Genomic DNA, 21,697 nt, shown 5'->3' on the forward strand with positions numbered 1-21,697 from the left:
ACAGCAAGGAGCGCGCGACTGCCACCTGCCAAGTCCACATGCGCAAATTTTCCGACGGCGACACCATCTGGATCGAGCCGTTCCGCGCCAATCCTTTCCCGATCGTCCGCGACTTGATTGTGGATCGCTCGGCCTTCGACCGGATCGTCGCCGCCGGCGGCTACATCGACGTCCGCACCGGATCGAGCGTCGATGCCAACACGCTGCCGATTTCAAAGAGCGATGCCGACACCGCCTTCGACGCGGCCGCCTGCATCGGTTGCGGCGCCTGCGTGGCTTCCTGCAAGAACGCCTCCGCGATGTTGTTCGTGGCCGCCAAGGTTTCCCACCTCGGCCACCTCCCGCAAGGCCAGCCGGAGCGCCAGAAGCGCGTGCTCGCGATGGTCCGCCAGATGGACGCCGAGGGCTTCGGTAACTGCACCAACCAATACGAGTGCGAGGCCGCCTGCCCCAAGGAAATCAGCGTCGATCACATCGCCCGCCTCAACCGCGACTACACCAAGGCCGTGCTGCTCGAGCAGTTCGCCTGAAGCCGTTGGCGAATGGATGGAATAGGATCGGCTTTGGATGCTCTAGCATGCGGCTCATCCCCATTCGAATCATGATCTCCATCCGCTCCATTTCCACGTTGGCATTCTCGCTCACCCTCGCCGCGTGCTCCGCCGAAGATAAAAAAAACGTCATGGAAACCCGCGCCGAAGTCCCCGCCGAACCCGCTGGAAAAGTCGTCAAGACCGATGCCGAGTGGAAGAAACTGCTCACGCCCGAGCAATACCACATCCTCCGCGAGTCCGGCACCGAGCGTGCCAACGGCGAGGTTTACAAGGAGTTCAAACACCAGGGCAAAGGCACCTATCACTGCGCCGGTTGCGACGCCCTGCTGTTCTCCTCCGACCACAAGTTCGACTCCGGCTGCGGCTGGCCGTCCTTCTACGACCCGGCCAAGGCCGAGAACGTGGTGCTCAAGGAAGACAGCTCGCTGGGCACGGTCCGCACCGAAGTCACCTGCGCGAAATGCGGCGGCCACCTGGGCCACGTTTTCAAGGGCGAGGGCTACGGCACCCCCACCGACCAGCGCTACTGCATCAACGGCGGCGGCTTGGTTTACGTGCCCGCGAAAGACGCGCCGCCGCAAAAGTAGCCGCGCGCCTCAGCGGCTCTTCCGCCTAACCGCGAGTGCGGGTAAAAATCCATTTGGCAAACCAATGGTCAATCAGGGAGCCGGCAGGACGTCGGCGCGGACGAAGACGAGGATCTTGCGGGTTACCGCCGGGGCCGGCGCGTTTGTCTTTGGTGTGAGGGCGGTGATGAGTTCGAACTTGCCGGGTGCCACGCTGACGGAGGTGTTGAACCTCCAGCTTTCGTAAATCGGCATGCGGATCGATCCGTCGCCCCATTGATCCACGTGCTCCATCCAGGTCTCAAGTCGCAGCCGGTTGACGATTTCCGGGCTCAGCCGGAGATCAATGGTGCCATCGGATTCCAAGAGGGGCTCGACTTCGAAAGTGACGCCCGACTTCGAAAGTGACGCCCGTGTTGCGTGTCTCGAATGCGGTGGGAGCCCGGAATGCCGGATTGATGGGAGGATCGGATGCGAGACGGCCATTCGAAGGATTTCCGCATGGCCGCCCCGGCGGCTGGTATTCCGTCGGATAGATCTCCTCGCGGATGGACTCAAGCGTGGCTTTCTCACCGCTGCGGCACACCAACATGCAGGTTTCCATGAGTTTCGCCTGGCCGTCCTTGATGAGCCGGGCCACCTGCTGGCGGAGGTCCCCGTCGTTGGCCGGGGGCTTGGGGCCGAACATCAACTCGGTGAACTGCTCGTGGGAGACATCGATGAACTCGACCTGGACGCGGATCTGTTTCATCCGTGCGCCGGATTCATCGCCGGACTCGACTTCGAAGGGTTTGGCCTGGCCGTGAGCAGCCGTGAAGAGACTGAGCCAGAGACAGGCGGCAATTCCATGGAGCAATGGCTTTTTCATAAATCGCCCCTGAATCCGACAGGTGAAAATCGGGGAGACGAAGAGAAAAGCCCACGGCGAACGCGTTTCGCCGTTCGTGACTTTGTTGTCCCGCACCCATTCGCGGCGGATGGCGACGGAGCTATTCCTGGGTCACCATGTGAAATTCAAGCCGTGGGCTTTGAAAAACGGCATCGCCCGGTCTTTGCTCAGAAGCGTGTGGTTGCGGCGGATGGCATGCCAGATCAGTAACCGATCGAAGGGATCCCGGCGGTCCGGCGCGTAGGGAAGTCGGTGGAAGGTGGCGAGGATCTCGGGGGCCAGTGGTTCTTCGATGAATCCGAGTTGGTGGGCGGCGCTGGGGATTTCCGATGGGTCGGTCTCCGGTAGCACGAGTTTGCCGAGGCCGAATTTCAAGCTGATTTCCCAATAGCTGAGCGGGCTGACGAGAACCTCGTTCGCCGGGTCCTTGAGGATGGCGCGGGTTTTACGGCCGAGTTTGTCGGGTTCGAACAAGGCCCAGAGCAAGGCGTGGGTATCGAGCAGCCAGGCCATGGGTTAGCGGGATGCGAGGAAGTCTTCTTCGCTGATGGACCAGTCTTTGAAGACGGGTTTGCCGCGCTTGGCGAGCAGGCCGAGTTCGCGGGCCTTGGCCGGCTCGGCCTTGAAGGGGGTGAGCATGGCGACATTTTCGCGCTTCCTGCCTTTTTGTAGGATGATGCTTTCACCCTTGGCGACCTCTCCCAAGAGGGTCGGGAGGTGCCGCTTGAATTCCGCGATGGTCATCGTTTTCATGGAAAGAGCCTGCTCGATGTGGTCAAGTTGTCAACTTTTGAATCAGCAGGTGGCGGCTTGCAGGAGCAGCTTCTTCGTCGTTTCCCAGCCGATGCAGGCGTCGGTGATGCTTTGGCCGTGGACGAGCTGGTCGAGCGGCTGGGGGAATTTCTGGGCGCCGGCGACGAGGTGGCTTTCGAGCATGGCTCCGATGATGGAGCTGTCTCCGGCGGCGCGCTGGCGGACGATTTCCTCGAATACGGCGGGCATGAGGTGGTGGTCCTTCGCGCAATTTCCGTGGCTCGCATCGATCATGATGGCGGGCTTGAGCCCGTGTTTGACGAGCATCTCGCGGGTTTCGATCACGCTCTTTGCGTCGTAGTTAGGTCCGCTTTCGCCGCCGCGCAGGATGATGTGGCAGTCGGGATTGCCGGTGGTGGTGACGGCGGAGGCGCGGCCGTCCATGCCCACGCCGAGGAAGGTCTGCGGCTGGGCGGCGGCTTTGATCGCGTTGATGGCGGGTTCGAGATTTCCCAGAGTTCCGTTTTTAAATCCAAGCGGCATCGAGAGACCGCTGGCCATCTGGCGGTGGGTCTGGGATTCGGTGGTGCGCGCGCCGATGGCCGACCAGCTGATCAGGTCGGCGATGTATTGCGGGGTGATCGGGTCGAGCAGCTCGGTGGCGGTGGGGATGCCGAGACGGATCATGTCCAACAGGAATTGGCGGGCGATGTGGAGCCCTTCGGCGATGCGGTTGCTGCCGTCGAGCCGCGGGTCCATGATGAGGCCTTTCCAGCCGACGGTGGTGCGGGGCTTCTCGAAATAGACGCGCATGACCAGCAGCATTTGGTCTTTCACCTGGTCGGCGAGCTTGGCGAAGCGTTCGGCGTATTCGCGGCCCGCGGCGATGTCGTGGATGGAGCACGGTCCGGCGATGACGAGCAGGCGCGGATCGTTTCCGAAGATGATTTCGCGGATCGCGCGGCGGCTTTGGAAGATGAAGTCGGTGTCGCTGTCGCTGGGCGGCAGCTGTGCGAGCAGGTCGAGCGGGGATGGCAGGACGAGGTTGGAACTGACGTGGATGTCGCTAACGGGTTTCATGGGGTGTGGAGGCGATCACCGGTCGCCGAGGTTGCTGTTTGATGAGCTTCGCGGCGACCGGTGATCTCCGCCACGCTCGCCGTCCGGATCTTCGTGCCACGGGATGCCGGCGTTCGCGCTGCGCTGGAGATCGGCGATGACCTGGGCTCCCAGCAGCAGGATGAGGGCGACGGCTTCCAGCGTGAGTAGGACGATGATGATGGTGGCCATCGAGCCGTAGAGGACGTTGACCACGGAGATTTTGGTGTAATAGGAAACGAGAAGGTGGCGGACGATTTCCCAGAGGATGGTGGCGGTCAGACCACCGGCGAGGGCGCGCCGGAACGAGACTTTCGCCACTGGCATGATCTTGTAGAAGAGCGTGAACAGCAGGACCAGCCCGAGGACCCCGATCAGGTAGATGAGGTGGTTCACATGCTGGTGAAGCAGCGCGTCGATACCGAGAAACTGGTGGTTTCTCTGGTCCTGCGCGTCGATGACGGCGTTGACGGCGGTGATTCCTATCAGTCCGCCGGCGACGATGAGGATGAAGAGGTAGGGCATCAGCGCGGAGACCCAGAACTTGCGTTTCAGGGTCGGCAGCGGGCGGTTGAAAATGATGGAGATGGCGTCCTCCATGACGCGGAAGGCGAGCGAGCTGAAGAGCAGCAGCGAGATGCCGCCGACCCAGCCGATCAGCTCGCGGGTGCGCAGGAATCCGGTGAGCACCTCGGTGAGGGTGGGGGCGAATCCCGGGGCGAGGAGGGAGATTTCCGCGGTGATGGTTTCCATCAGCAGCGACTCGTCGATGAAGTGCGAGAAGATGACCATGAGCACGGCCGAGAGGGGAATCAGCGAGAGCATCATGTTATAGGCGACGGCGGCGGTGAGCAGCAGGCCGTGATTGCGCAGGAAAAAGTCGCGCAGCACGCGGCTGGCGAACCGAATGATTTTCGGCAGTCGTTTTTCCATGAGGATGCAGTTTGGGCCGGGGTTCCGTTCGGTGCAAATGCAAATCACAAGCGGCTAGAGGTGCAGCGAGCGGTCGATGAGAGTGAGGAAATCCGAACGGTCGGCGGGGAGCGTGGTGGAGGCGGTTTCCCGGGCGAGCGCGGCGACGATTTCCGCATCGATCACGCCGTCCTGCCCGGCGGCAAGCCACTCGGCATAGGTGCAGACCAGCGCGGCGAAGCGGGCATCGTCGGAGGGCTCCGCGTCGCTTTTGCGGACAAGGGGAATGGCGGGCGCGGCCTTGCCGTCGGCGGACCATTCGAGCGAGCCCAGGTTGCCGGCCGGGGTGGACGGCTCGATCACGAGGGCGAGCGTGGAGGTGGAATTTGCGGGCAGCTTGGCGGGCAAATCTCCCGGTGTCCGGCCTTCGACGGGGTGGAAGCCGAGGAGCCGGCAGTGAAAAACGTTAGACGGATCCGGGCGGAAGGTGATTTTGACATCGCAGTCCTTTTGGTCGTTCCCGCGGAGGGAGACGAGGAGCAGGGTGGCGGAGGGCTTCCACGGACAAGGGATCATTTCGGTGGAAAGCGTGGCGATGGGGCGGGTCATGCCGTTGGCGCGTTCGTCCGGATGCCAGACGGCAGCGGGGCCGCGCGCGATGGCGGTGACTCCGTGCAGGCGGAGGGGGAAGTTGTTGAGGATTTCCTCAAGGCGGACGTCTTGGGGAGACGGGAGCTGGCGGCCTTGATGAATCGATTTGGAAATCACGGCGAAATTGGCTTTCGCGGATGTGACCGGCAGGTCGAGCGCCGGCAGGGCGGCGGCGTTGTCTGGCAGAAACCACGCGGGAGGAGCCGGGGCGGGGGGCGCGACAGGAGCCGGGGCCGGGGCTTGCGCGATTTCCCGCGGGGCCGGCCGGTCGCTGGCGGTCGGAAGAGGCTTGTCCGCAGGCATGCGAAGCAGGATGAAAGTGGCCAGGGCGAGGACGGCGGCTGCGGCTGCCGGGATGAGCCAGGGTTGCAGCGAGGCGGAAGGAATGACCTTTGTGGCGGCGTCCGCCTGGCGGGCGCTGCGGCGGATGTTTTCGCGCTGGCGCGGCAGGAGTTTGTCCGTTGGCTGGACCAGCCTATTTGTTAGGATCCGCTGAATGTCTTTCATTTCCGCGACCTTGGCTTGGAGCGCTGGATCGGCAGCCACGGCAAGCTCGACGGCGGCTGTGTCTTCCGGCCCGAGTTCGCCAAGGACGTAGGCGGTGAGCCGGGGATCTTCAGGTTGGAGTTGCATGGGGAAAGTTGGTTTCAGAAGCGGATGTCGGCGGGCAGGATTTCACGCAGGCGTTTGAGGCCGGCGTGAATGAGGAATCCAATGTTGCCGGTCTTGAGTCCGGTGATTTCCTGGATTTCCTGGTAGGTGAGTCCTTGTTGGAATTTTAAGAGGATGACTTCGCGCTGGTTGGCGCTCAGGCGGTCGAGATAGGTTTCAAGTCGGGAGGAGAGCTCCTGCTGGTCTGCCTGTTCGTCGGGCTGGGGTCCGGGGCCGGCGACTTTCTGCCACTGGATTTCATCAAGCGGTTTGGCGCGCTGGTTCTTGCGAAGGATATCGAGGGCGCGGTTCCGGCAGACGGTGAAGAGCCAGGACTTGAGGCCGTGCCGGACCTTGGCGATGTCCTGCTGGCAGAGCCGGATGAAGGTGTCCTGGACCACGTCGCGGGCGAGCTCGATGTCGTTGAGAATGGAGGAGGCATAGCCGATGAGCGGGGATTCGTAATCCGCCATCGCCTGCCCGATGAATTTCTCCCAGGTGAGCGGGCAGGCTGGATTCCCAGTAGCAACGGACGAGACCGCCGGGACCTTAGGGAAATTTTCCGAAGCTTCCGGCATGTCAGCGGATGAAATAGCTGAGGTGCTCGAGTTCGAGCGCGAGATCGACGTTGTTCACGGTGACGTCGGGAGGAACTTCGAGCATGATCGGTGAGAAATTCAGCACGCCCTGGATGCCGGCAGCGACGAGGCGGTTGACGACGGCCTGGGCGAACTCGACGGGCACGCAGAGGATCGCGAGCTTGACGGAATTTTCGGAGATGAATGTTTCCAGCTTCGAGTCGGGGAATACCGGGATGGTGACTCCGCGGGCGACGGCGGCTTCGGGATTCGCATCGAACGCGGCGACGACCTCGAAGCCTTCCTTTTCGAACCCGTGGTAACGGAGCAGCGCGGAGCCGAGGTTTCCAGCGCCGACGAGGATGACCGGCTGCAGGTGCTCGCGGCCGAGCGTTTCGCGCATGATCGAGGAAAGCGTTTCGACCGGGTAGCCGAGGCCGCGCGTGCCGAATTGCCCGAGGTAGGCGAGGTCCTTGCGGAGTTGCGCGGGCTTCACCCCGGCCGCGCGGGCGAGGGTGGTGGAGCTGACGGTTTCCACGCCGTTGTCATGCAGCTTCTGCAGGCAGCGATGATAGATCGAAAGCCGGTAGATCGCCTTTTTCGGGATGTCGATCCTGGCGGCTTTTTCGGGAGGTTCCACTGGGATCGTGAAGTTAGAGGTCCTCGGGCTTCTGGAGCAGCGCGGAAACCCGGTTGAGCAGGACTCCGGCACCGCCGCCATCGACGACGCGGTGGTCGAAGGTGAGTAGCAGATCCGCTTCCGTGGCGGGCAGGAAGGCTTCGACCTGCGGGCTCCAGACCGGCTTTTTCACCCCGGCGCCGATGCCGAGGATGAGGGTTTCGTTCGGCAGGGGAATGGGCGTGCCGGTGGTGAGGCCGAAGGTGCCGAAGTTCGTGACAGTGGCGATGCCGCCGCTGCAATCCTGCTCGGTGAGACGGCGGCGGCGGGCGCGGTCCACCAGATCGTCGTATTCGGCAATGAGGTCGCGCAGGGATTTCTGGTCCACCTTCCGGACGACGGGGACGACCACGCCGTCCTCGACCTGCACGGCCACGCCGATGTCGAACGAGCGCGGGTGGACGACCTTGTCGCCGATGAGATAACCGGCGGTGGTCGGGTTTTCCGTCAGCGCGAGGGCGAAGGCGCGTAGCAGATAGAGCGTCAGACCCGGCTTGGGCGATTGGTCGCGGCGGTGGTCGAAGGTGCGGTCCAGCAGGACGGGGCGTCCCACCGTCGCCAGCGGACGGGTCCAGCTGCGGCGCATGGCGTCGGCCACGGCGAGGCGCATCGGCGAGGCTGCGGAGCTCGGCCAGGTGTCCAGATAGTCGAGGAAGCGTTCGAGATCCTCGACCGTGACGCGCCCGCCGGCTCCGGTTCCGGCGATCGCCGAAATGTCCGCCTCGCGGATTCCGAGGTCGTCCATGCGTGCCCGCATCCGCGGGGAAATGTAGTGGGCGCCCATCACGCCGGTCGGCACGGGCAGGCCTTTCACGCTGGGCACCACGGCGGGGGCTTCCTCGTAGGCGTCGTCGTCCAAGGCGAAATGCAGGTTCGCCTCCGCTTGTGCGGGGCTGTTGGACTGGCTGCTGGCCGCGCGTTTTTCCTCAATGGATTCCAACGACTCCACGCCGGTGCGGACGACCTCTTCATCGGTCACGTCCAGCAGTCCTAGCAGCGTGCCGACCGAGTAGGAAATCCCCTCCTGCGCCCGCAGTTCGGAGACGACCCCGTCGCAAAGCGTCGTCACGCCCATGACCGCCTTGTTCGTTTCCACCTCGATGATTTCCTGGTCGGTGCGGACGGAGTCGCCGACCTGGATGCCAAGACGGACGACGGTGGCCTCTGCGATGGATTCGCCGAGTTGGGGCATGAAAATGGGAACGGTGGGCATTTGGGTAAAAGCTGAGAACCTGAAATACTGAAATGCTGAAACTAGAAGGAAAGCAGTTTGCGGAGCGCCTCGCAGATGGATTCGGGCGTCGGCCGATGGGCGGCCCAGAGTTTGGGATGATAGGGAACCGGCGTGTCGCGGGCGTTCAAGCGCTGCGGCGGAGCGTCCAACAGGTGGAACCCCTCCTCGGTGACACGCGCGACGACTTCCGCGGTGACGCCACCCCAAGGGAATGCTTCGCCCACCGCCAGCAAGCGCCCGGTCCGCGCGACGGATGCCAGGATGGTGTCGAGGTCCAGCGGCTTCACCGAGCGCAGGTCCACCACTTCGATTTCCCAGCCGTCCTGTTGGAGTCGCTCGGCGGCGCGGACGGCCTCGTGGACCATCGCGCTGTAGGCCACCACGGTCGCGTGCTTGCCGGGACGGGTGATCCGCGCCTGGCCGATGGGCAGGTGGTCGCCGTTGATCGACTTCGCCTTGAGCCACCGGTAGAGAAACTTGTGTTCGCAGTAGATGACCGGATCGTCGAGCGCCACGCCGTCGAGCAGCATGTGATAGGCGTCGGAAACGGTCGCCGGAGTCAGCACCACGAGGCCGGGATATTGGGCGTAGATTCCCTCCATGCTCTGGCTGTGGAACGGGCCGGAGCCGGGAGTGCCGCCGGAGGGCAGGCGCACCGTGATCGGGATGGGCATCCCGGTCCGATAGAAATGCGTCGCCGCTTGGTTGACGATCTGGTTGAACGCCACCGACGAGAAATCCGCGAACTGCATTTCCACGATCGGCCGCATGCCTTCGATGGCCGCGCCGACCGCCATGCCGATCATCGCGTCTTCCGAGATCGGCGCGTCGAACACGCGGTTAGGAAATTGCTCGGCAAGGCCCTTGGTGGCTTTGAACGCGCCGCCGAAGGTGGCGATGTCCTGGCCGTAAAGGAACACGCGGTCGTCCTCGCGCAGGAGCTTCTCCTGGGCCTCGCGGATGGCGTCGATGTAGGTCACACTCACTGGGCGGTTGACTGGGAAATGGACTCGGAAAGGGGAAAACGGGTGGACAGCGCGGTCCAGTCTTCGTGATAGGGATCGGGCACCGCCTCCTGTTGGGCCTGGGCCACGGCACGCTGGACTTCATTGGCGAACTGGTCCTGCCAGGCGAGAATTTCCTCCACGGTGGCGAGGTTGTTTTCCACGAGTTGGCGCATCGCCACCTCGATGCAGTCGCGCCCGTAGTGGCCGCCGCGGATTTCCGCCGGCACGTAGGAGCCGTCGTCATGCTCGCCGTGGCCGGACAGCCGCAGCAAATGCGCGACGACCATTTGCGGCCCGCCGCCCTCGCGCGCCCGCCGCACCGCCTCGCCGATCACCGACGCGCAGGCCAGCAAATCCGTGCCATCCACCGAGAATCCGCCGATGCCGTAGCCGCGGGCTTTTTCCACCAGATCCGCGCAGGCGAACTGGCGGTGGTTCGGCGTCGAGTAGGCAAATTGGTTGTTTCCCACCACGACCACCATCGGCAGGCGCTCGACCGCCGCCAGGTTCAAGCCTTCGTGAAACGCGCCGGTCGAAGTCGCGCCGTCGCCGATGCTGGTCGCGCCGACGCGGCCGGCCAGCGTGCCTTGCAGGCGTTTTGCAAAAAGCATTCCGGCGATCACCGGCACCTGCGCGCCGAGGTGGGAAATCATCGCCGGCATGCCCATTTCCGGCCGGCCGCGGTGGATGTTGCCGTCCCGCCCGCGCATCGGACCCTCGACTGAGCCGAGATATGTCCTTGTGCAATCGAGCATCGACTCGCCGAAAGCGGTGCGTCCCGCCTGGTCGCGGATCAGCGGTGCGAAGAAATCCGTGCCTTGGATCAAGGCGGTGCCGAGCGTGGCGCTGACCGCTTCCTGGCCGCGTCCGAGATAAACGCCGCCGACGATTTTGCCGGCTTTGTAGAGGCTCGAAAGCTTGTTTTCCAAAATCCTCGCGCGGAGCATCGACTGAAACACCGACCTCAGGAAATCGCGGTTCATCACCACTCCGTCGGCGAAAGGTTGCATATCCAAGTGAGGCACGCAGCGAGCCTAAGACAGTGCGTGCGGAACCTGCAACCGCTTTCCCGCATACTCACGCCCTGCGCCGGTTCCAGGCGACCAAGTCCTTGTAACGCAGGCCCTTGCCGCCGAAAAGATCCAGCGCTGCCACTGAGACGTCTCGTCTCCCGGCTTCCGCACCCAAGTTGACGCTTTCCGGCCTCATTCTCTTCCTCAAACAACGGTCTTCTGGTTTCCCAATAATTCGTTATTCTCAGTGGCTATTCGTGCGTCCATTCGATAGGCATTTGGCGGCACTAATTGCCCACCGGACGAATCAGCATGGAAACTCAAAATCTTATCGAAGAACACCTCTTCTTGGCGGAGCTGATTGCCTTCGATTACGTGATTCCCGCCTTCCTGAGTGATGGGATAAGAAGCGGACAATGATCTCCGCTCTCCATAGCTTGTTAATTCGAGGCCCCAGGTCCAGCCGCCGGCATCGGGGGTGGAGGTGAAGCCTTTGCCATCGAATTCCGTGCGCCATTGCTGGCCGGGATTGCGGGCGACGAGGGTGCCGTTTTCCTGTCGATGCGCAGCATATCGCCCGCCCTCGTAGGCGGCGCGGATACTCGACCAGTCGGACTTCGCGAGCCCCTCCGGCACTTGGTCGGGCGAGGTGATTTGCTGGGGTTTGCCCACAGGCGCGGCTGCATGGAGCGACGGAGTGCAGGCAAGGAGTAGCGCGAGGACGAACTTTCTGGAGGCTTTCATCGGAGATTTGATGGCGGAAGTGGCGGAGACGGGGAAACGAGTAAGAAGCTTAAAACTACGGCAGCGACACATCCACAATCCCGAAACATCTAGGCGTGGTGGCGGGGTTGCAGGGTTGCAGGGTTGCAGGGTTGCAGGGTTGCAGGGTTGCAGGGTTGCAGGGTTGCAGGGTTTCTGGACGAGGACGCGCTCCCACTGGTCGTTGATTACGGGATAGGACAGAGTGTGGGAGGTTTGGGGAGTGAGGGGGGATGGATCAGAGGATTTGCGGAGCAACGGGCGAAAACGGCATACTGATTGATCCCAAGGTGGCAGGGTAATTGCAGAAATCGCGCCATGCAAAGGAGCGACTTGAGCCTCGCAGGACCGAAAATTCCAAACCATCCCTTCCCGCCCGGCAATTTGATATGGAAAGCGCCACGCCAAAAGCCGCCCTCCGGCTCGGCGCGTAACGAAAAATTCTCCAGACAGGAGGGGGAAACCGGGGGTGGTGCGGATGGTCCGAGTGGGCCCCGCGCCACCCCCAATTTTTGATGGAAATCAGTCCTCGGACACCAGGCGCGCCTTGCTCAAGTAGTCGCAGATCACCGGAATCCGGTCTCCCACCGCCGCCATTTCCAACAGCTGCTGCCGCAGGTCGGCCTCGTGGATGAACTGTTGGCAAATGATGTCCGTCATCAGCGCGGGCTCGTCCGCCCGGTCGAGCAGGGCGAAAACCCCGCTCTGCACCTCTTCCGGCAACGGTCGCACCGCGTCCTCCACGGCTCCGCGCAGGGTCTTCATCGCCGCGGCCGCCTGTTTCTCCGGCGTGAAAACCGAAACCACCGGCTCGATGCTCGCATACGGATAATCATGGCCGTCATGCCACTCGGTGAAACGCACCCGCATCACTCCGTGGATCAGCAGTTGCGAGGTGCCGTCGTCCTGTTCGCGCGACGCCCGGACCAGGCCGATGGTGCCCACCGGAGCCACGAAATCCGCAGGGTCGCCTTCCTCTTCTCCCAGCAGGCGCGCGACCGCGAAAAAACAATCCCCCTCCAGCGCGTCCTCCAACATTTTCCGGTAGCGCGGCTCGAAAATGTATAGCGGCAGCCCACCGTGCGGGAACAGCGTGCAGTCGGGCAAAAGCATCACGCCGCAGCGATCGGGAAGGTGGATACTGGCCATTTCGCGAGCATCGAACCACCCGCATCCGCCCGATGCAAGACCGATTGATTCGGGGAAAAACCCGTTATTGGCTTGAAAATCTCTCCGAAACCGTTTTTTCAAACAAGCAGCGCGAGCGACGCCGCTTCACGCGAGTATCGCCGAACAACCTCATTTCATCCCATGATCGAAGTCGAAAACCTGACCAAACAATTCGGAACCAAACGCGCCGTGGACCATCTCACGTTCACGGTGAAAAAAGGCGAGGTCCTCGGATTCCTCGGACCCAACGGCGCCGGCAAGTCCACCACCATGCGCATGATCACCGGATTCATCCCGCCCACTTCCGGCGACGCCAAAGTCTGCGGAATCTCGATCATCGACAAACCCCGCGAGGCGAAAACCAAGATCGGTTACCTGCCGGAATCCGCCCCGCTTTACAATGACATGACGGTCATCGGTTTCCTCAAATTCTGCGCCGCCATCCGCGGCCTCAAGGGCACCGCGAAAAACGACGCCGTCGAGCGCGCCATCGACACCTGCTTCCTCGGCACCGTCGCCAAGCAGTCCATCGACACGCTTTCCAAAGGCTACCGCCACCGCACCTGCCTCGCCCAGGCGCTGCTTCACGACCCGGAAGTCCTGATCCTCGACGAGCCGACCGACGGCCTCGACCCGAACCAGAAATTCGAAGTCCGCCAGCTCATCAAGCGGCTCGGCAAAACCAAGGCCATCCTCTTCTCCACCCACATCCTCGAAGAGGTCGAAGCCGCCTGCACCCGCGCCGTCATCGTGGACCGCGGGAAAATCGTCGCCGACGGCACGCCCGCCGAACTGCTCGCCCAGTCCGAAACCGGCTCGCTCACCGACCTGTTCCGCAAAGTCACCTCCCGCGACACCGAAGCCGCCGCCTGATCCCGGAAAACCTAACTTTCTTCCTCACCATGTCTTCCTGCACCATCTACAAACGCGAGCTCTCCAGCTATTTCTCGCAGCCCACCGCCTACGCGATCATCGTCATCTTCCTGCTGTTCTCGCTGGGACTCACCTTCACCTTCGGCGAGTTCATGCGCGTCGGCGACTCCTCGCTGGAGTGGACGTTCATCTTCTGGCACCCGTGGGTTTACATGCTGCTGGCTCCGGCCGTCGGCATGAAACTCTGGGCCGACGAGCAACGCACCGGCACCATCGAACTGCTAGGAACTTTCCCCGTCTCCACCTGGAGCGCCATCATCGGGAAGTTCCTCGCCGCCGCCACCGTCTGGCTGATCGCCCTCGCCTTCACCTTCCCCATCGTCCTCACGGTCAACTACCTCGGAACCCCCGACAACGGCGCGATCTTCTCGGGCTATCTGGGAAGTTTCCTCGTCTGCTGCACCTTCCTCGCCATCACCATGCTGGTCTCCGCCTGCACCCGCGACCAGGTCGTTTGCCTCATCGTCTCGGTTTCCATCTGCGTGCTGATCCTGCTTTGCGGCTATGATCCGGTCACCCGCGAGCTCTCGAAAATCGTTTCTCCGGGCGTGCTCGAAGGCATCGTCGCCTTCGGCGTCTGGGACCATTTCAGCTCGCTCAACAGCGGCCTGTTCCGGCTGAAGGACTTCGTCTGGTTCGGCTCGATCATCTTCGTCTGCCTGCTCGGCACCAGCGCCATCCTCTCCTCCAAGCGCGCCTGATCGGTTTTAAATCTCAAATTTCAGATCTCAAATTTCCTCATGAAAACCAACCACCCGGTCACCCGCGCAGCCTTCGGCGTCGCAGCGCTCGTCGTCATCGCCCTGCTAGCCAACTGGCTCGTCTCACTCACCCCGCTCGGCAACCGCGGCGCGGACTTCACCGAGAACAAGGTCCACACCTTGTCCTCCGGCACCCGCGCCATCCTCACCGAGCTCGATACGCCCGTCGTCATCCGTTACTACGCTTCCCGCAGCACCGACTACATGCCGGAGGACCTCAAGCTCCACATGCGCCGCGTCGACGACCTGCTCAAGGAATACGCCTCCATCTCGAAGGGCAAACTCCGCATCGACAACCTCGATCCCCAGCCCGACACCGATGCCGAGGACTCCGCCAACCTCGACGGCATCAACGGCCAGCGCATGAACGACCAGAACCTCTTCTTCGGCCTGGCCATTTCCTGCCTCGATAAAACCAGCGTCATCCCATTCATGGACCCGCGCGACGAAACGATGTTGGAATACCACATCTCCAAAGCCATCGGCGAGGTCACCACTCCGACCAAGCCGAAGATCGGCCTGATGACAGCCCTCGACCTGCAAGGCGCGCCCGCCATGATGCCCGGCCAACCACCGACTCCGGGCTGGGTCATCTATCAACAACTCAAGCAGTCCTTCGACGTGGTGGACGTGCCGATGGAAGCCACCACCATCGACCCGAAGGAAATCAAGGTCCTGCTCCTGTTCCACCCCGCCGGCATCACGCCGGAAGCGGAGTTCGCCGTGGACCAATACGTCCTCAACGGCGGCACCGTCGTCGCCTGCCTCGACCCGTTCTCCGTGGCCGCGCAAATGACCGCGCCGCAGTCGAATCCGATGATGGGCCAGCAACCGCCGCCTCCCACCACCTCCACCCTGCCGACCCTTCTATCCGCATGGGGAGTCTCCTTCGAATCCGGCCAGGTTCTGGCAGATCCCGCGCTCGCCACCAAGCTTGGCGGCGACCGTCTCGGCCTCGCCGTGCTGACACTTGGAAAAGACTCGATGCCGCAAAAGGACAACGTCATCACCAAGGATCTCGGCTCCGTCACGCTTTTCCTTCCCGGCGCCATCACCATCACCGGCAAGGACGGAGTGACTGCGAACACGCTCATCAAATCCTCCACCAAGGCCGGCTTCGTCGACTCGGTCAAAGCCTCGCAGCTCGACCCGTCGCTCGCCCGCACGCTCAAGTCCAACGGCACCGCCTACGACCTCGTCACCCATCTCTCCGGCGCCTTCAAGACCGCCTTCCCCGACGGCAAACCGAAGCCACCCGCCGACCCGGCCGAAACGCCGAAAGACAAGGACGCAGCCAAGCCGGTCTACCTGAAAGAAGCCGCCGCTCCCGGCAACGTCTTCCTCATCGGCGACGTGGACGCCTTCTACGACCGCTTCGCCTACAACGTCCAAAACTTCGGCGGCCAGCAAATGGCCTCACCCTCCAACGGCAACGCCACCCTGCTCCTCAACCTGCTCGACCAAGCCACCGGCTCCAAGCACTTGATCGGCTCGCGCTCCCGCTCAGCGATCCGCCGCCCGTTCACCGTGGTCCAGGAGATGGAGTCGGATTTCAACAAGACCGTCGGAGTCAAAATCGAGGAATTCCAAGCGAAACAAAAGGCCGCCCAACAGAAACTCAGCGAGCTCCAAGCCCAGAAATCCCGCGGCTCCGAACTCTATCTGTCGCCCGCGCAGGAGGAGGAAATCAAGAAGCTGCGAGCCGAACAGGTCGAGTATTCCAAGCTCATCCGCGAGCAGGAAAAGGAACTCCGCCGCCAGAAAGACAAGCTCGCCGCAAAGATCACCCTGCTCAACGTCGCCGCCATGCCGGTGTTGGTCATCCTGATCGGCCTGATTCTTTTCATCAACCGCCGCCGCGCCACCCGCGCGCGCTGATTTCAAATCCTCAATTTCAAATCTCAAATTTCCGCCACCATGAACAAACGCCAGGTCATCATCCTCTGGGTCATCGCCATCGCCCTCGGCGCGGCCGTGACCGCCGTCAAAGTCAGTCAGAACCAGTCCACCCGCAACGCCACCAAGCGCAGCCAGGGCCAGACGCTTTTCGAATCCTTCCCGGCCAACGACGCGGCCAGCATCGAGATCCAAGGTGCCGCCGGCAGCGTGACGCTCGCCAAGAAGGATGGCAAATGGGTCGTCGCCCAGCGCGACGGCCATCCGGCTAACAACACCTTCGTCAACGACTTCATCCGCACGCTGGGCGAGCTCAAGGTCACCCTCGGCCTCGAAGCCGGACCGTCCTTCGCCCCGCGCTTCGGCATGGACGAGGCCGCCACCAAGCCTGCGGACCGCGGACTGACCGCCACCTTCAAGGACGCCGCCGGCAAGGAAATCGCCAAGGTCTCCCTCGGCAAAAGCATCGAAAGCGGCTCGGCCCCCTCGCCCATGGGCGGCGGCAGTGCCGTCGGCCGCTATATCCGCAACCACGCCGACGACTCGGGCTTCTACGCCGTGAGCGAGATGTTCCCGTCCGTTAGCGACGACGCCAAGCGCTGGCTCGACTCCGGATTCATCAATCCCGAAAAGATCAAATCCATCACCCTCAGCCAACGCGGCAAGTCCGAGAACGCCTGGAAACTCACCCGCGACGACGAGAACGCCGAATTCAAACTCGAGGGCGCCACCGCCACCGAGGTGCTCGACACCACCGTCACCGGCCCGCTCAAGAGCCTCTTTTCCTACGCCCGTTTCGAGGACGTCGTCCCCGCTAACAAGGTCGCCGAGCGTGCCGCCGACGACGGCAAACGCACCGCGGTCATCGAAACGGTCGAGGGATTCACCTACACCCTCCACATCTCGCCCACCAAGCCAGGGCCCGCAGCCCCAGCCGCTCCCGATGCGGAACCCGCCGCCACCGACAATTTCCTCCTCACCGTGGAAGTCGCCGCGGAAATCCCCAAGGAGCGCAAGAAAGCCGAGGGAGAAAAACCCGAGGACGCCAAAGCCAAGGACACCGCCTTCGCCGAGCGTCAAAAAGCCCTCACCGAAAAGCTCGCCAAGGAAAAAGCCCTCGCCGGCATCACCTTCGAAGTCGCCAAGAGCACCGTCGATCCGCTGCTCAAGGACCGTGCCGCCCTCATCACCAAGGCCACCCCGCCACCTGCCGAGGGCGCGCCCACCGGTGGCGTCCAGCAACTTCCAGGCGGCATGATCGCCCGTCCGCCCGTCAGCGCCACCACCCCGTCGATCTCAGTGCCACCGGCAGACCAGGACGAGCAAAAGAAGTGAAAATGTGTCCCGGCTGTCTCAGCCGGATTTTTTGAAGGGTGCTCCCGACTGAGACAGTCGGGGCACTTTCTTTTTTTACGCCCGGGCTTCCAGATTTTCCACTCGATCAAGCCACGGTTGATACTCGGCGGGGATGGGGGCTTCGAAATGAAGGCGCTCGCCGGTGACCGGGTGGTCGAGCGTGAGCCGCCAGGCGTGGAGCATCAGGCGGCCGGTTTGTTCCGAGGTCTTGCTGGGCTTGCCGTAGATCGGATCGCCGACGAGAGGCGCTCCCTTGTGATGGAGGTGGACGCGGATCTGATGGGTGCGGCCGGTGTGGAGGTGGCAGAGGACCAGCGCGGTGAGCGTGGCCGGATCGGCGGCTAGAACTTCATAGTCCGTGATGGCGGTTTTCCCGCCGGGAGGATTGACGACTGCCATCTTCTGGCGGTTCACCGGGTGGCGGCCGATATGGGTGAAGATCGTGTCCTTGGCGGGCTTGGGGATGCCCTGGCTGACGGCGAGGTAGAGTTTTTCCATCGTCCGGCCGGCGAACTGGCCGACGAGCGACTGGTGGGCGATGTCGGACTTGGCGACGACGATGCAGCCGGACGTGTCCTTGTCGAGGCGGTGGACGATGCCCGGTCGCTCGACGCCGCCGATGCCTGATAGTTTCCCGCGGCAATGGTGGAGCAGTGCGTTGACCAGGGTGCCATCGGGATTTCCCGGAGCCGGGTGGACGACCATGCCGGAGCCCTTGTTGAGGACCACCATGTCGGCGTCCTCAAACAGGATTTCCAGCGCGAGATCCTGGGCTTCGTTGTGCAGCGGCACGGCTTCGGGGAGGACCACGGTGATCCGGTCGCCGAGTTTCACGGCGTCGCGCGGTTTGGCGGGGTGGCCGTTGATCTGGATGAACTGCTCGCGGATGAGCGTCTGGATGCGCGAGCGGGAAAGGTCCGCGAGGCGGGCGGCGAGAAAAGCGTCGATGCGCTCGCCCGGACTGTCTTCAACTAGGATCTCCACGCCGGGAGTCTCGCCGCGGGAAAAGGTGCTGCAAGATTCAAGTTTGCACCCAAGTGCCGCGTCGCTAGCTTTTGCCCATGCCGGAGCGCGCCGAAACCATCGTCCATTGTTCTGCTTGCGAGAGTCCGATGGACGTGTCGTCGATGGCGCCTTTCGCCAACGTGGTTTGCCCGGCTTGCGGCGAGCACATGCGGGTGAAGTGCGAGTTCGGCCCTTACACGCTGGTCCGGCGGCATGCGGTGGGCGGCATGAGCATGGTTTTCGTGGCGCATGACCCGACGCTCGACCGCGAGGTGGCGTTGAAGATCCTCAGTGAGGATTTCTCGGCGGACGAGCGGCGGATCAAGGCCTTCGAGGAGGAGGCGAGGATCACCGCTTCGTTCAGCCACCCGAACGTGGTCCGCGTGCTGACGACGGGAAGGTCCTTCGGGCGCTTTTACATCGCCATGGAGCTCGTGCCGGGCGGGCATTTCGAGCATCAGATCCGCGAACGCGGGAAAATCCCCGTCTTGGAAATGCTGCCGCTCGCCATCGAGGTCGCGCAGGGACTCAAGGCGGCGCATGCCGCGGGCTTGATCCACCGCGACGTGAAACCGGGAAACATCCTGCTCGACGCGGAGGGCCACGCGAAGCTGGTGGATTTCGGCCTCGCCCTCGTGACCCAGGGCGGCAAAGCCCAGGCCACGGAAGTCTGGGCCACTCCTTACTACGTCCCACCGGAAACGATCGAAGGTCATGTCGAGGATTTGCGCTCCGACATCTATGCCTTCGGGGCGACCGTCTATCACGCGCTGGCCGGCAAGCCGTCCTGCGGCGCGGAGACGATGGCCACCGACATCCTGCGCGAGGCGAAGCGAAAAGTGGTGCCGCTAGGCATCGCCGACCCGTCGCTGCCCGCCGATGTCTGCCGGATCGTGGAACGGGCGATGGCCTATGATCCGAAGGACCGCTTCTCGTCCTACGACGAAATGATAGGCCTGATGGAGAGCGCGCTGAAACGTTTGAAATCCGGCGCTCCCGAGGCCGTGGAATCCTCCGGCAGCGCGGCGAAACGGCGGGCGCAGAAGAAGCGGGACGAAAGGATCGCCCTCTCGATCGCCGGCCTGGTCTTGTTGGTCTTGGTCGGGGGAGGCATCTGGTGGATCACCCGCGAGACTCCCGCGCCGGAGCCGAAGGCGCCGGTGATTGTGAGTGTGGATCCGGTCGTTCCCGAGCCCGCTTCCACGGCGGGCATCGACATCGCGAAAAGCTACCGCGAGGCGCGGGCCGCGGTGGAAGCCCGCGATTTCGCGAAAGCGGCCGCCGGGTTCGCAAAACTGCGCGGAAATCCCGACGTGCACGAGCCCACCCGCAGCTGGGCCGGCGTGGAGGCGGTGGTCGCCAACTATCTCGACGGACAGTCCGGCGAGGCGAGGAACCAGGCCCGGGCGACTCACGCTCACGTATTGTCCGTGCCGGAAAAGCAGCGGATCGGTGAGGGGTTGATCCGGACGATGGATCGGTTAGGAAGGCTTCCCGCCATCCCCGCGAAGGAGCACGATGCTTCCGGGAGCGGCGCGGCGCACGTGCTGGCCTGGATGCTCGCCGGACTCAAGGATTGGGAACAGGGAATGCCGGACGAGGCGGCGGGCTGGTTCGCCGCGGTCGCGTCCGCGAGGATTCCGGAAGCGGACGGATGGCTCGAAATCTACCAAAGTCTGGCGAACGACTATCTCGCAGACCACCGGGCGCTCTCCAGTCCGGTGTTTGAGGGGTTTCCCGCAGACGTGGCCGGATGCAACGCGGCCGTTGCCGAGCTGGAGAAAATCCTCGGCGGTCTGAAAACCCGCGGCCGCGCCCGTTACAGCGTGCGCGCCTGGCAGCTCGATCTGACGAAGCATTCCAAGCTGCTGGCCGCCCCGCAGATCGTCCCGCCCGCCGCATCCACCGCGCCCGACCTGGCCACGGTCATGGCGAAGCTCGCCGAGTTCTCCAAAGACTTCCGCTTCCCGGACGCCTCCGCCTATCTGGTATTCCTGTCCGCCGATCCGGAGGGGGCGACGCGGGCTTCCTTGCTGGCGGTTAGCGATGCGTCCGCCGCGCTCTTTGCCGATCTCGCGGAGGACCTCCGCAAGGAAGCCGCCAGCGGCGAGTTCCCGATGAAATCGGGAGAAGTCGTCGGCAAAATCACCATCGATCCCGCCGGCGTGATCACCATCGTGGATGCGAGCCAGAAGTCCGTTCCCGCCAAGTGGGGGGATTTCTCGCCGGACGCGGTCATCGCCCTGCACCGGATCTTCGTGAAGAACTCGACGAGCGAGTCGGAGCGGTTGCGCCGCCACGAGTCCGCGATTTCCTTCGACTGGCTCGCCGGAAACCGTGAGCGGGCGCTGCTGGCCGCATCCGTCCTGTCCCGGGAAAATCAGGCCTTCAAACAGCGCTGGGAAACGACCGCCAGCGGCCTGCCGAAGTAGCTAACGGTTAAAGAACGCGACCTCCGCCGCGCCCAGCGGCCGGAACTTCCCCGGCGGCAGCGCGTCATCCAGCACCAGCGGTCCGATGCTCTCGCGGTGCAGGCTCAGCACCTGGTTGCCCACCGCATGGAACATCCGCTTCACCTGATGGTAGCGCCCCTCGTGGATCGTTAGCAGCGCCTCGCGTTCGCTGAGGATTTCCAAGACCGCCGGGCGCGTCGTCAGATCCTCGTAGGCGAAATAAATACCCGCCGCGAAGACCGCCGTCGTTTCCAGTGAAATCTCATCCCGCGTGGTCACGCGGTAAACTTTCGAAATCTCCTCCAGCGGTTCCGTCACGCGCTTCGACCAGCGCCCGTCGTTGGTCAGCAGCAGCAATCCCGTGCTCGCCCGGTCCAGCCGTCCCGCCAGATGCAACTCGTCGCGCAGCGGGTGGTCGATCAGCGCCATCACCGTCGGATGCTGCGGGTCCGTCGTCGCGCTGAGATAGCCGGCCGGCTTGTGCAGCATCAGATAGACAGCTTCCTGCGCTTGCAGGACTTCACCATCGAGCTCGATCCGGCTGAACCGGCTGATCCGCCGCAGCCCGCTGGATTCCAGCGCTCCGTCCACCGTCACCCGGCCGTCTCCTAACATCCTGGCGATCTCCTTGCACGGGTGAGTCCCGCGGCGGGTGAGGAATCGGTCGAGGCGCATGCGCCGATCCTATGGAGGGCCGACTTCCCGTCAACCCGGGCGGTCCGAAGCGGCAGCGGCCCGCGACGCTGCCGCTCCATTCCCACGTCGCTCCAGTCCGA

General features: G+C 63.3%; 23 protein-coding genes. 7 read left to right on the forward strand and 16 right to left on the reverse strand.

Annotation, left to right across the window (positions count from 1 at the left end; all coding sequences use genetic code 11):
• The coding region (locus AC4DF4_RS01965) for a succinate dehydrogenase/fumarate reductase iron-sulfur subunit (protein WP_490046432.1) at nucleotides 1-530 on the forward strand (530 nt) is incomplete at its 5' end.
• A 71-nt stretch (nucleotides 531-601) separates the two neighbouring features.
• Complete coding sequence (msrB, locus tag AC4DF4_RS01970; RefSeq protein ID WP_490046433.1) at nucleotides 602-1,141, forward strand: peptide-methionine (R)-S-oxide reductase MsrB; 540 nt, start codon at nucleotides 602-604, stop codon at nucleotides 1,139-1,141.
• 72 nt (nucleotides 1,142-1,213) lie between these two features.
• Here the strand turns inward: msrB and AC4DF4_RS01975 are convergent, their stop codons facing one another.
• The 14 genes from AC4DF4_RS01975 to AC4DF4_RS02040 all read right to left on the reverse strand — a co-directional run bounded on the left by AC4DF4_RS01975 (nucleotide 1,214) and on the right by AC4DF4_RS02040 (nucleotide 12,496).
• Entirely contained in the window at nucleotides 1,214-1,486 is a 273-nt protein-coding gene (locus AC4DF4_RS01975) for a hypothetical protein (RefSeq protein ID WP_490046434.1), read from the reverse strand.
• Complete coding sequence (locus AC4DF4_RS01980) at nucleotides 1,464-1,988, reverse strand: hypothetical protein (protein ID WP_490046435.1); 525 nt, start codon at nucleotides 1,986-1,988, stop codon at nucleotides 1,464-1,466. Before AC4DF4_RS01980 ends, AC4DF4_RS01975 begins: the two co-directional genes overlap by 23 nt.
• 132 nt (nucleotides 1,989-2,120) lie before the next feature.
• On the reverse strand, nucleotides 2,121-2,522 hold the full coding sequence (locus tag AC4DF4_RS01985; protein ID WP_490046436.1) for a type II toxin-antitoxin system VapC family toxin: 402 nt from the start codon (nucleotides 2,520-2,522) through the stop codon (nucleotides 2,121-2,123).
• 3 nt (nucleotides 2,523-2,525) lie between these two features.
• The gene (locus AC4DF4_RS01990) at nucleotides 2,526-2,762 is read right to left on the reverse strand and encodes a type II toxin-antitoxin system Phd/YefM family antitoxin (RefSeq protein WP_490046437.1); all 237 of its coding nucleotides are present in this window, start codon (nucleotides 2,760-2,762) and stop codon (nucleotides 2,526-2,528) included.
• Nucleotides 2,763-2,804: 42 nt separating this feature from the next.
• Nucleotides 2,805-3,842 (reverse strand): 3-deoxy-7-phosphoheptulonate synthase, encoded by a 1,038-nt coding sequence (locus AC4DF4_RS01995; RefSeq protein ID WP_490046438.1) that lies wholly within the window; start codon nucleotides 3,840-3,842, stop codon nucleotides 2,805-2,807.
• A 15-nt stretch (nucleotides 3,843-3,857) separates the two neighbouring features.
• On the reverse strand, nucleotides 3,858-4,793 hold the full coding sequence (locus AC4DF4_RS02000; protein ID WP_490046439.1) for a YihY/virulence factor BrkB family protein: 936 nt from the start codon (nucleotides 4,791-4,793) through the stop codon (nucleotides 3,858-3,860).
• 54 nt (nucleotides 4,794-4,847) lie between these two features.
• Nucleotides 4,848-6,056, reverse strand: coding sequence for a hypothetical protein (locus AC4DF4_RS02005; protein ID WP_490046440.1), 1,209 nt, complete (start codon nucleotides 6,054-6,056; stop codon nucleotides 4,848-4,850).
• 14 nt (nucleotides 6,057-6,070) lie between these two features.
• Nucleotides 6,071-6,652, reverse strand: coding sequence for an RNA polymerase sigma factor (locus tag AC4DF4_RS02010; RefSeq protein WP_490046441.1), 582 nt, complete (start codon nucleotides 6,650-6,652; stop codon nucleotides 6,071-6,073).
• Nucleotide 6,653: 1 nt separating this feature from the next.
• Complete coding sequence (locus tag AC4DF4_RS02015; RefSeq protein ID WP_490046442.1) at nucleotides 6,654-7,292, reverse strand: redox-sensing transcriptional repressor Rex; 639 nt, start codon at nucleotides 7,290-7,292, stop codon at nucleotides 6,654-6,656.
• Nucleotides 7,293-7,305: 13 nt separating this feature from the next.
• On the reverse strand, nucleotides 7,306-8,544 hold the full coding sequence (locus AC4DF4_RS02020; protein ID WP_490046443.1) for a dihydrolipoamide acetyltransferase family protein: 1,239 nt from the start codon (nucleotides 8,542-8,544) through the stop codon (nucleotides 7,306-7,308).
• A gap of 41 nt (nucleotides 8,545-8,585) precedes the next feature.
• On the reverse strand, nucleotides 8,586-9,551 hold the full coding sequence (locus tag AC4DF4_RS02025) for an alpha-ketoacid dehydrogenase subunit beta (protein WP_488259759.1): 966 nt from the start codon (nucleotides 9,549-9,551) through the stop codon (nucleotides 8,586-8,588).
• Nucleotides 9,548-10,582, reverse strand: coding sequence for a thiamine pyrophosphate-dependent dehydrogenase E1 component subunit alpha (locus tag AC4DF4_RS02030; RefSeq protein ID WP_490046444.1), 1,035 nt, complete (start codon nucleotides 10,580-10,582; stop codon nucleotides 9,548-9,550). Before AC4DF4_RS02030 ends, AC4DF4_RS02025 begins: the two co-directional genes overlap by 4 nt.
• 207 nt (nucleotides 10,583-10,789) lie before the next feature.
• Nucleotides 10,790-11,329, reverse strand: a complete 540-nt coding sequence (locus AC4DF4_RS02035; protein ID WP_490046445.1) for a hypothetical protein — start codon at nucleotides 11,327-11,329, stop codon at nucleotides 10,790-10,792.
• Between the two features lie 540 nt (nucleotides 11,330-11,869).
• Nucleotides 11,870-12,496, reverse strand: coding sequence for an LON peptidase substrate-binding domain-containing protein (locus AC4DF4_RS02040; protein ID WP_490046446.1), 627 nt, complete (start codon nucleotides 12,494-12,496; stop codon nucleotides 11,870-11,872).
• Between the two features lie 162 nt (nucleotides 12,497-12,658).
• Here AC4DF4_RS02040 and AC4DF4_RS02045 point away from each other — a divergent pair, with 162 nt between their 5' ends.
• From AC4DF4_RS02045 to AC4DF4_RS02060, 4 genes are read left to right on the forward strand one after another with little or no spacing between them, the layout of a single operon-like run.
• Complete coding sequence (locus AC4DF4_RS02045) at nucleotides 12,659-13,390, forward strand: ABC transporter ATP-binding protein (protein ID WP_490046447.1); 732 nt, start codon at nucleotides 12,659-12,661, stop codon at nucleotides 13,388-13,390.
• Between the two features lie 29 nt (nucleotides 13,391-13,419).
• Nucleotides 13,420-14,151 (forward strand): ABC transporter permease, encoded by a 732-nt coding sequence (locus tag AC4DF4_RS02050; protein WP_490046448.1) that lies wholly within the window; start codon nucleotides 13,420-13,422, stop codon nucleotides 14,149-14,151.
• A 39-nt stretch (nucleotides 14,152-14,190) separates the two neighbouring features.
• Nucleotides 14,191-16,089, forward strand: coding sequence for a Gldg family protein (locus AC4DF4_RS02055; RefSeq protein WP_490046449.1), 1,899 nt, complete (start codon nucleotides 14,191-14,193; stop codon nucleotides 16,087-16,089).
• A 39-nt stretch (nucleotides 16,090-16,128) separates the two neighbouring features.
• Complete coding sequence (locus AC4DF4_RS02060; protein WP_490046450.1) at nucleotides 16,129-17,442, forward strand: DUF4340 domain-containing protein; 1,314 nt, start codon at nucleotides 16,129-16,131, stop codon at nucleotides 17,440-17,442.
• 75 nt (nucleotides 17,443-17,517) lie between these two features.
• Here the strand turns inward: AC4DF4_RS02060 and AC4DF4_RS02065 are convergent, their stop codons facing one another.
• Nucleotides 17,518-18,447 carry an RluA family pseudouridine synthase gene (locus AC4DF4_RS02065; RefSeq protein WP_490046451.1) on the reverse strand — a complete coding sequence of 310 codons (930 nt, stop codon included), beginning with the start codon at nucleotides 18,445-18,447 and terminating at the stop codon, nucleotides 17,518-17,520.
• 77 nt (nucleotides 18,448-18,524) lie between these two features.
• Here AC4DF4_RS02065 and AC4DF4_RS02070 point away from each other — a divergent pair, with 77 nt between their 5' ends.
• A complete protein-coding gene (locus AC4DF4_RS02070) occupies nucleotides 18,525-20,900 on the forward strand; it encodes a serine/threonine-protein kinase (protein ID WP_490046452.1) in 2,376 nt (791 codons plus the stop codon).
• Here the strand turns inward: AC4DF4_RS02070 and AC4DF4_RS02075 are convergent, their stop codons facing one another.
• A complete protein-coding gene (locus AC4DF4_RS02075) occupies nucleotides 20,901-21,596 on the reverse strand; it encodes a pseudouridine synthase (RefSeq protein ID WP_490046453.1) in 696 nt (231 codons plus the stop codon). It abuts the gene before it with no gap.
• Between the last annotated feature and the right edge of the window lie 101 nt (nucleotides 21,597-21,697).

This window comes from Luteolibacter sp., from assembly GCF_058122085.1.

Coding starts and splice junctions, on each gene's coding strand:
- msrB (WP_490046433.1), top strand. CDS start 602: ATGATCTCCATCCGCTCCATTTCCACGTTGGCATTCTCGCTCACCCTC.
- AC4DF4_RS01980 (WP_490046435.1), bottom strand. CDS start 1,988: ATGAAAAAGCCATTGCTCCATGGAATTGCCGCCTGTCTCTGGCTCAGT.
- AC4DF4_RS01985 (WP_490046436.1), bottom strand. CDS start 2,522: ATGGCCTGGCTGCTCGATACCCACGCCTTGCTCTGGGCCTTGTTCGAA.
- AC4DF4_RS01990 (WP_490046437.1), bottom strand. CDS start 2,762: ATGAAAACGATGACCATCGCGGAATTCAAGCGGCACCTCCCGACCCTC.
- AC4DF4_RS01995 (WP_490046438.1), bottom strand. CDS start 3,842: ATGAAACCCGTTAGCGACATCCACGTCAGTTCCAACCTCGTCCTGCCA.
- AC4DF4_RS02000 (WP_490046439.1), bottom strand. CDS start 4,793: ATGGAAAAACGACTGCCGAAAATCATTCGGTTCGCCAGCCGCGTGCTG.
- AC4DF4_RS02005 (WP_490046440.1), bottom strand. CDS start 6,056: ATGCAACTCCAACCTGAAGATCCCCGGCTCACCGCCTACGTCCTTGGC.
- AC4DF4_RS02010 (WP_490046441.1), bottom strand. CDS start 6,652: ATGCCGGAAGCTTCGGAAAATTTCCCTAAGGTCCCGGCGGTCTCGTCC.
- AC4DF4_RS02020 (WP_490046443.1), bottom strand. CDS start 8,544: ATGCCCACCGTTCCCATTTTCATGCCCCAACTCGGCGAATCCATCGCA.
- AC4DF4_RS02030 (WP_490046444.1), bottom strand. CDS start 10,582: ATGCAACCTTTCGCCGACGGAGTGGTGATGAACCGCGATTTCCTGAGG.
- AC4DF4_RS02035 (WP_490046445.1), bottom strand. CDS start 11,329: ATGAAAGCCTCCAGAAAGTTCGTCCTCGCGCTACTCCTTGCCTGCACT.
- AC4DF4_RS02040 (WP_490046446.1), bottom strand. CDS start 12,496: ATGGCCAGTATCCACCTTCCCGATCGCTGCGGCGTGATGCTTTTGCCC.
- AC4DF4_RS02045 (WP_490046447.1), top strand. CDS start 12,659: ATGATCGAAGTCGAAAACCTGACCAAACAATTCGGAACCAAACGCGCC.
- AC4DF4_RS02050 (WP_490046448.1), top strand. CDS start 13,420: ATGTCTTCCTGCACCATCTACAAACGCGAGCTCTCCAGCTATTTCTCG.
- AC4DF4_RS02055 (WP_490046449.1), top strand. CDS start 14,191: ATGAAAACCAACCACCCGGTCACCCGCGCAGCCTTCGGCGTCGCAGCG.
- AC4DF4_RS02060 (WP_490046450.1), top strand. CDS start 16,129: ATGAACAAACGCCAGGTCATCATCCTCTGGGTCATCGCCATCGCCCTC.
- AC4DF4_RS02070 (WP_490046452.1), top strand. CDS start 18,525: ATGCCGGAGCGCGCCGAAACCATCGTCCATTGTTCTGCTTGCGAGAGT.
- AC4DF4_RS02075 (WP_490046453.1), bottom strand. CDS start 21,596: ATGCGCCTCGACCGATTCCTCACCCGCCGCGGGACTCACCCGTGCAAG.